This is a genomic window from Methylobacterium sp. NEAU K (genome assembly GCF_030700285.1).
Lineage (GTDB): Bacteria > Pseudomonadota > Alphaproteobacteria > Rhizobiales > Beijerinckiaceae > Methylobacterium.
In genome coordinates this window covers 37,080-43,687 of the sequence record NZ_JAUYZJ010000040.1, presented here as the reverse complement: position 1 = coordinate 43,687, position 6,608 = coordinate 37,080, and the positions used below count along the sequence as shown (strand labels likewise).

The window sequence follows — 6,608 nt, the reverse complement described above, 5'->3', positions numbered from 1 at the left end:
GCCCGAACACTTCCGCCAGGGCGCGTCATCGCTTGCGCCAGTCGAGGGCGGCGGCCACTCAGAGGACGCTCATGAAGCTGACGGCGGTCCTCTCGTAGCGGGTGGCGATCCCGCGCCACTCCTTGAGCCTGGCACAGAGCTGCTCGACCTGATTGCGATTATTGTAGATCCAGTCCGGGCAGGTCACAGGTGCCTCGTAGCGCGGCGGTGGGATCGCCGGGCGCCCATGTTCCAGATGTGCTCGCGAAAGGCGTGGCTGGTGTAGCCGCGATCTCCCACGATCACTTGGGCACACCCGGCAGTTCGTCGAGCAGAGGAACCGCGTGAGGCAGCTCATGGGCCTGACCAGGCGCCAGCCCAAAGGCGATGGCGCGTACGCTGCCGTCAGCGATCACGCAGGCCTTGGTGCCATAGCGTCTGGGTCCAGGTCGTCTCGGCGTAGGGAGCCTCGACGCGCCGAGCACGGCCACGAAGATCTCGGCCTCGCGCACGACGCCGGTGGCGGGGTCGACGATCCGACCTTCTTGCCGGAGTAGTCGACGAAGAGCTTGTCGCCCGCAGCATGGTGCTGGCGCATAACCGGGGTGAGCCGGCGCTCGAACTCGCGATAGAGGTTGCAGAACCGGGAGTAGCCATAGCCCTCCGGATGGGCCTCCTGGGACTCTTCCCACGGCACGGTCAGGTTGACTCTGGGCCGGCGCATCTCCCTGACCAGCGAGGGCCAGTCCGGCTCGGGCAGCCGACGCATCCCCTGCTTCACCCCGGATCGGGCAAACGGCGCTGCTCCAGCACCGCGTCGGTGACCTCGGGATCAAGCGGCCAGGTAAGGCCGGCGGCGCTCGCCCGGGCGAGGTTGTCCTGTGCGGTCGAGCGGGCGACACCCAGCGTTCGTCCAATTTCACGCGAACTCACTCCGTCGTGAGCGAGCCGGAGCATTTGTTTGATCGGTCGCATGGTCAGCTCTCTCCTGGCTGGCATCCCGCTCTCCTCGTGTTCGAGATCAGGGATGCCGCGGTTGCTGACCCGCAGGGATGCGCCGTGGCCGGTGCCGGTTAGAGAGTGGCCGACTTCGCGTCGAAACAGGGGGCCGGCTTCCGTCGGAATCCGCACACCGGCGGCTCTCAGCGCGTTACCTTCGCTCACGAGTCAGGCGATGCCCATTCGGCAGATGACGGTCTCTCTCCGCCCCTTCCCACCTAGGCCTAGAGCGGAAGGAGCGGGTCACGCCCGCGACACGGGTCCGGGCAGTTCGGACCGGTCGAGCCCGAGGTCGTCCACGATCTGCCTGACGACCGCTGGGTCAAGCGCCTGCTTGGTCCCGATGCCGGGAAGCACCGATTTGCGGTGCCCGTGATGCACCGTCACCGAGGCATGGCCATGCGTGCCGGCGCTGTCCTTGCCGCTGTCGAAACGGCAGCCCCGCTCGGCGAGCCATTGGCGAAAGGTTGCAGGTTCCATGGTCCCTCCTTGGCAACGCGCTGCGTCGATCCGCGCTAAACCAGATGGTGCTTTCCGATGGGACGGACGGTGCTCGCCTGAGGTCCCTTGGCGCCCTCAGTCTCCGCGAAGCGAACCTCCGCTCCGATTGTCAGGCGATCGAAGCCTTCGTGAAGGACGTCAGTGCGGTGAAAGTAGATCTCGCGACCGTCATCGGTTTCGATGAAGCCGCAGTTCTCTCCCGCTAAGAATTTCGTGACCCGTCCGTGCTCTTCGACTGCATGAATTTTAGTCTGGCCGCGCATGGCGCGCTGGACGTCCTCAATCTGGCGCCGGGCCTCCTTGAAAGCGTCTTTGATGGCCACGAGAGCATATTCGTGTTCGGGCGTATCACCATGGCGCCGGTCCACGATGATGTCGTGATGCTCAGGCATTGCAATGTGCACGGTGACCGTGAAGGCCTCGCCGTTCCGGTGTCGGCCAGGAGGACCGGTCACAGTGACATGGCAACTGGTAATCTTGTCGCTGAAGGTCTCGAGGCAGCTCACCTCCTCGTCAATTTCAGCGCGAATTTGATCCAGGGGCTCGTAATGCCGGAAGGCGATCTTGGCTGGTACCTGCATGGACGAGGTTCCTGTCGGGGCCTGCATCGAAATGATTGGCCTTTCAGCACCATCTGGCCTTGAGCAAGATCAATCCAATGGACGTTCGCCTCAATCGGAAACCCTCACGCCGGCCTGCTTCGCCAGCTTGCGCGTGCGTCACCGACGTCGGGCGCATCGTTCCGATCATCGTTGGGCGTGGCAACGTTGTGCCGTTGCTCGTTCTTTGGCGCGAAGACAAACCCCTCGGACTGGGTAAGAACGCCGGATTCAAGCATGACACGCCGGACGTATCAGGTAACTCTACTCTAGAGGTGTTGCCGGCCGCTCTGAGTCAGTCTGGGTTCCGTAGCGATGCGTGATCTGATTCCTTGTGTGCCATCGGCAGGAGAGTTCATTGCGTCGTCGAAGCTGCCCTGCCGACAGTGCGAATTGTAGAAATTTATGCTACTTGATCGCATTAAACCGGCCGCGGCTGTAGGGTTGGGCCGGCAGCGATGGAAAAACGTCCTTCGCATCGCTGCCTTGGCTGGCTTTTAGTGCCCGTCCGATAAGGGGAACATAAGACCGGCAGCTGGAGCCGCTGCTCTCACCCAAAGCGCTGAAACTCCCACCACACCTTTCCAGAAGCCCCCGTCAGACCGGTATTTGGAGGTGTCCAGACGGCCAAGCGTCCAGGCCAGAGTGGCCCGCATCGTCAAAACGGCCTGCAACCCCCCAAGCAGACGGTTCTTAGAGGTGTCCGCTCGCCTGCGACACCACGCCACCCGAGGGTGCGACCTGCCCATCAAGGATACGGCCAGTCGGGCTGACCGCGCGTCCGACCCGCTCGCGGTCGGCCATCGTGAGGGCGTGGGCGAGACGGTCGAACACGCCCGCCTGTGAGAGGCATAACAACCAGCGATGCACCGTGCCAAAGGGCGGGAAATCCAGCGGCAGGTGCCGTCACGCGCAGCACGTACAGGATGCCGTCGAAGAAGGAGCGCAGGGGCCAGCGCCACGGGCGCCGGTCGCGGCAGGGCAGGCAGAGCCGGCGCGAGCACGGCCCATTCGGCATCGCTCAGGCATGTTGCATAGGCCAGGCTGGCGCGCGCAAGCTCGGCCCAGGCGGCAGGCGTCCACATCGGGGTTTCGGGTTGAGCGTCAGACACGCTCCCAACGCTCGCGATGGCCGCCGCTCATCCAACAGCCAAGCTGTTCAGCCCGTTATGAAACGGACTCTGAGATGGGCCTCCTATTATTTTAGACGCTCAAGAATTCCGAGATTGCTTGTATTCAACGAATCCACCGTCATCGTGGTAGCTTGGCCGTCATTTCCGATGGAGAAGCGGATGGCGGATGGTCTTTCAGGCGCCTCTGCATCTGGAAAACAGATGAAGAGATCGCGATCGAAGTGCCGCAAGGGGTAGTTCCGTGTGCCCGCGGGTCCAATCGCCAATGTCAGGGTGCCGTTCGCCTGCGTCACAACGGCTTCGCCGACGTAAGCATTCGCGTAACGCCCGGTGTAAGCCGCGAGCGCGAGGGATGCCGAGGCACCGACCGGGGGCGTAGCGTATCTGGCAGCAGCCGCAGCGTAGGTCGGCGCGAACATGTTTCTGTAGGCCTCGCCCCAGTCCTTCAGCCAGTCCTTGCCAATCATGCCGTCGAAGACAAGGTCCGCGAAGCTGTCGGCAAGTCCCTCCGGTACGCCTGACGGAAACGCGTTCGTCAACAGAACAATGCCGAGTTTAGACTCTGGATGGATCGAGACGAGTGTCTGCGCACCGACACTGAAAGCGCCAGCATGGCCCCAGACGAGGCCGTGGCGCCCGTACTCAACATTCCAGCCGAGTCCATAGAATGACGCAGACCCGGTCACAGGATTGCGGCCGCGTGCGGTCAGCGGCACATGCGTCTGGGCGAGGGCTGCCGCCGCGATGAGGCGCTTGTGCTCGGTCATCCCGTCGCCGATTTCAAGCCGCAGCCATTGGGCGAGGTCGCGAGCGCTGGAGCTAATGCCGCCAGCCGGAGCCTGCGCGTCGGGATCGCGCTTGATCCTGGCAACCCACGCGCCATCGGCTCTGACGTGCAATGCCGCGCGGTCGAGGCGCGTCAGAAAGCCCGCGTAGGTCGTGCTGGTGGAAGTCATACCCAGCGGGCCGAAGAGCTTTTCTTGAGCCACGATGTCCCAGGGTTTGCCGGTCGGTCTCGCGGCGGCGACGGCGCCCTCCGTGAAGCCGAAGTTGCTGTAGGAGTAGCCGGCGCGGAAGCTGGAAGACGGTCGCACAAGGCGCAATTTGCGAAGAATCTCGTCGCGGCCGTACCCGATATCCTCGAGATCGTCCCCACTGGTTCCCGGCAACCCGCTTCGATGGTTGAAAAAATCCCGGACGGTCACCTGCGAGGTCGGATAAGGGTCGTGAAGCTGGAACGCGGGATCGAGATCTGCGACGCGCGAATCCCAGTCGATCACTCCTTCGCTCACCAGGGCGGCCACCACGGTCGAGGTCACGGGCTTCGACAAGGACGCGATCTGGAAGACTGTATCTGGGCCAACACGTTCAGGCCTTCCGACCTCCCTTTGGCCGAAACCCTTCAGGAAGATCGTCTCGTCACCGAACACGACCGCGATCGCAAGGCCCGGCACTTCGCCTGCATCGACAGCCTGCTGCGCCAGCACCTCAAGTGCCGGCAGTCTCGCTTCGACCTGCGCACGTGTGATGGTCTGGGCGAACGCAGAACTGGATCCAACCGACATCACATCGAGCATGAGACAAGCATGGACGAAGAGCTGGTTCGATCGGGAACGCCACATCTGCTCTTCGATCCTATCTAAGCTGACTCAAGTGAAGAGATTGGCACAATGAGCGCCTGCGAGCTTATCCGCTCAAAATCCAGTGACAAGGCAGTTTTTAGTACTCGAATCGGCTCCGGGACGATGCGTGATTGCCGCCGGTCGTGAGCCGGAGCGATTGCAGGAACGTCTGTCGCGCACTGACGAGAGTGGGCTCCATGCAGTGGTATGAGTGATCAGATATTGGAGAAAGTAGGCCGAGGCGCTGCTGATACGAGAGAGGCGAGCGACTGCTTTGGCCCCCTATCGCTGGACACCTGCCGCTTCGCTTTCGGCCAGACCTTGCCGCGCCTGATAGCCTGCATGAGCGTCTCGGTTGGGTGGTTTCGCGACTTTCCGCTTCTTGAGCAAGACTTGGAAGAAGCAGACACTGCCGTCGCGCCCGCTGGCGGCCCATAACCAGCATCCCCAACGAACCGTTGGACAAAGGGGGCAGCGATCATCGACTTCGAATTACCAAGGTGTATGCTTCCTCGACAAGAAACTCCGCCCGAAGCAGCGTAATCCTCAAAGGATTCGACCATCATGAGGCGATTCGGACTTGTGCTTGTGCTTGTAAGTTGGGCATTTGCGTCACCTGCCATGGCTGAGACACGCGACATCGGCTCAGCCGGGTATGCGGCGCGAGTCGAGCTTCACCCGCTTCCGAGCCTCACGCTTACGGACGAGCAGTTCCTCAAGGGCGCTGAGAACGAAGGAAAGCTCGTAACAATTGCAGGTAGCCTTCGAATTCCACGCGGTGGAACAGATCGCCTACCCGTCGTAATCCTCATGCACGGCTCGGGCGGCATCGGCAGCTATGTGGAGTTTTGGCAGCGCGAACTGAACGCGCTGGGCGTCTCAACCTTTGCAATCGATGGCTTCACAGGTCGTGGCTTGTCGAATGTTAATGCAAATCAGTCCCTGCTGGCCCGGACGAACTTAATCGTCGATATCTATCGCTCACTCGGAGTCCTGGCCAAGCACCCGCGAGTTGATCCGCAGCGGGTAGCCATCATGGGGTTCTCGCGCGGCGGGCAGGCCGCGCTCTACGCGAGTGTCAAGCGCTTCGATCATCTCTGGAACAAGTCCAGCATTTTCCCGGCCCTGTACCTACCGTTTTACCCGGATTGCGCGATTACATTTAAAGCAGATACTGACGTGGCCGACCGTCCGATCCGCATCTTCGGCGGCAGCAGCGACGACTACAATCCGCCTGCTAGTTGTGCCGCCTACGTCGAACGCCTGAAAGCAGCGGGCCGGAACGTGGAGATCACCGTCTATCCGAATGCGCAACATGTCTTCGACATACCTTTCGGTCCGGAGACCCCTGTCACCGTCGAGGGCGGTCAGACGGTGCGGAATTGCAAGATCAGCGAAGATGCCAACGGCGGTTTGATCAACAGCTCGAACGGGGCTCACTTTACCTACGCTGATCCCTGCGTCGAGCGCGGACCGCATTACGCACCGAATGCCGCCGCACGTAACTTCGCGTTGCAAGCTGTGCGGGAAATACTGACCCGAACCTTCGATCTAAAATGAGAAGTTACGGTTTGGATCTCTGAGCGAGGATCACCCCTGGCCTTTGGCGGCCAGCAAGGTCCGCATCAACCTCAGGCCGAATTTGCCGGACGGCCGACGAATGGCCGTTTTTCGGAGACCCTGACGGCCTGCCTCACGCCTGGCCTGGGTCTAAATCGGCGTGTCCGCTTCTTCAGCTCAGTGGCTCCGAAGCGGACCGGCGGATCTCGGCCATC

At 62.0% G+C, this 6,608-nt stretch carries 5 protein-coding genes and 2 pseudogenes; 1 reads left to right on the top strand and 6 read right to left on the bottom strand.

Going from position 1 to position 6,608, the window contains the following annotated elements; all coding sequences use genetic code 11:
• Positions 1-58: 58 nt before the first annotated feature.
• From Q8W67_RS23390 to Q8W67_RS23365, 6 genes and pseudogenes are all read right to left on the bottom strand, one after another.
• Positions 59-413 (bottom strand): annotated as a pseudogene (locus tag Q8W67_RS23390) (transposase); the annotation flags it as partial.
• Positions 414-756: 343 nt separating this feature from the next.
• Positions 757-1,143, bottom strand: coding sequence for a hypothetical protein (locus Q8W67_RS23385; protein WP_305550241.1), 387 nt, complete (start codon positions 1,141-1,143; stop codon positions 757-759).
• A 78-nt stretch (positions 1,144-1,221) separates the two neighbouring features.
• Complete coding sequence (locus Q8W67_RS23380) at positions 1,222-1,458, bottom strand: hypothetical protein (protein ID WP_305550239.1); 237 nt, start codon at positions 1,456-1,458, stop codon at positions 1,222-1,224.
• Positions 1,459-1,493: 35 nt separating this feature from the next.
• On the bottom strand, positions 1,494-2,060 hold the full coding sequence (locus Q8W67_RS23375) for a cold shock domain-containing protein (RefSeq protein ID WP_305550237.1): 567 nt from the start codon (positions 2,058-2,060) through the stop codon (positions 1,494-1,496).
• Between the two features lie 777 nt (positions 2,061-2,837).
• A pseudogene (locus Q8W67_RS23370) lies at positions 2,838-3,163 on the bottom strand (transposase); the annotation flags it as partial.
• Between the two features lie 113 nt (positions 3,164-3,276).
• Positions 3,277-4,833 carry a serine hydrolase gene (locus tag Q8W67_RS23365; protein WP_305550235.1) on the bottom strand — a complete coding sequence of 519 codons (1,557 nt, stop codon included), beginning with the start codon at positions 4,831-4,833 and terminating at the stop codon, positions 3,277-3,279.
• Positions 4,834-5,454: 621 nt separating this feature from the next.
• On the opposite strand from Q8W67_RS23365, the gene Q8W67_RS23360 reads away from it, so the two are divergent.
• Positions 5,455-6,393 (top strand): dienelactone hydrolase family protein, encoded by a 939-nt coding sequence (locus Q8W67_RS23360; protein ID WP_305550232.1) that lies wholly within the window; start codon positions 5,455-5,457, stop codon positions 6,391-6,393.
• The last annotated feature ends 215 nt before the right edge of the window (positions 6,394-6,608 follow it).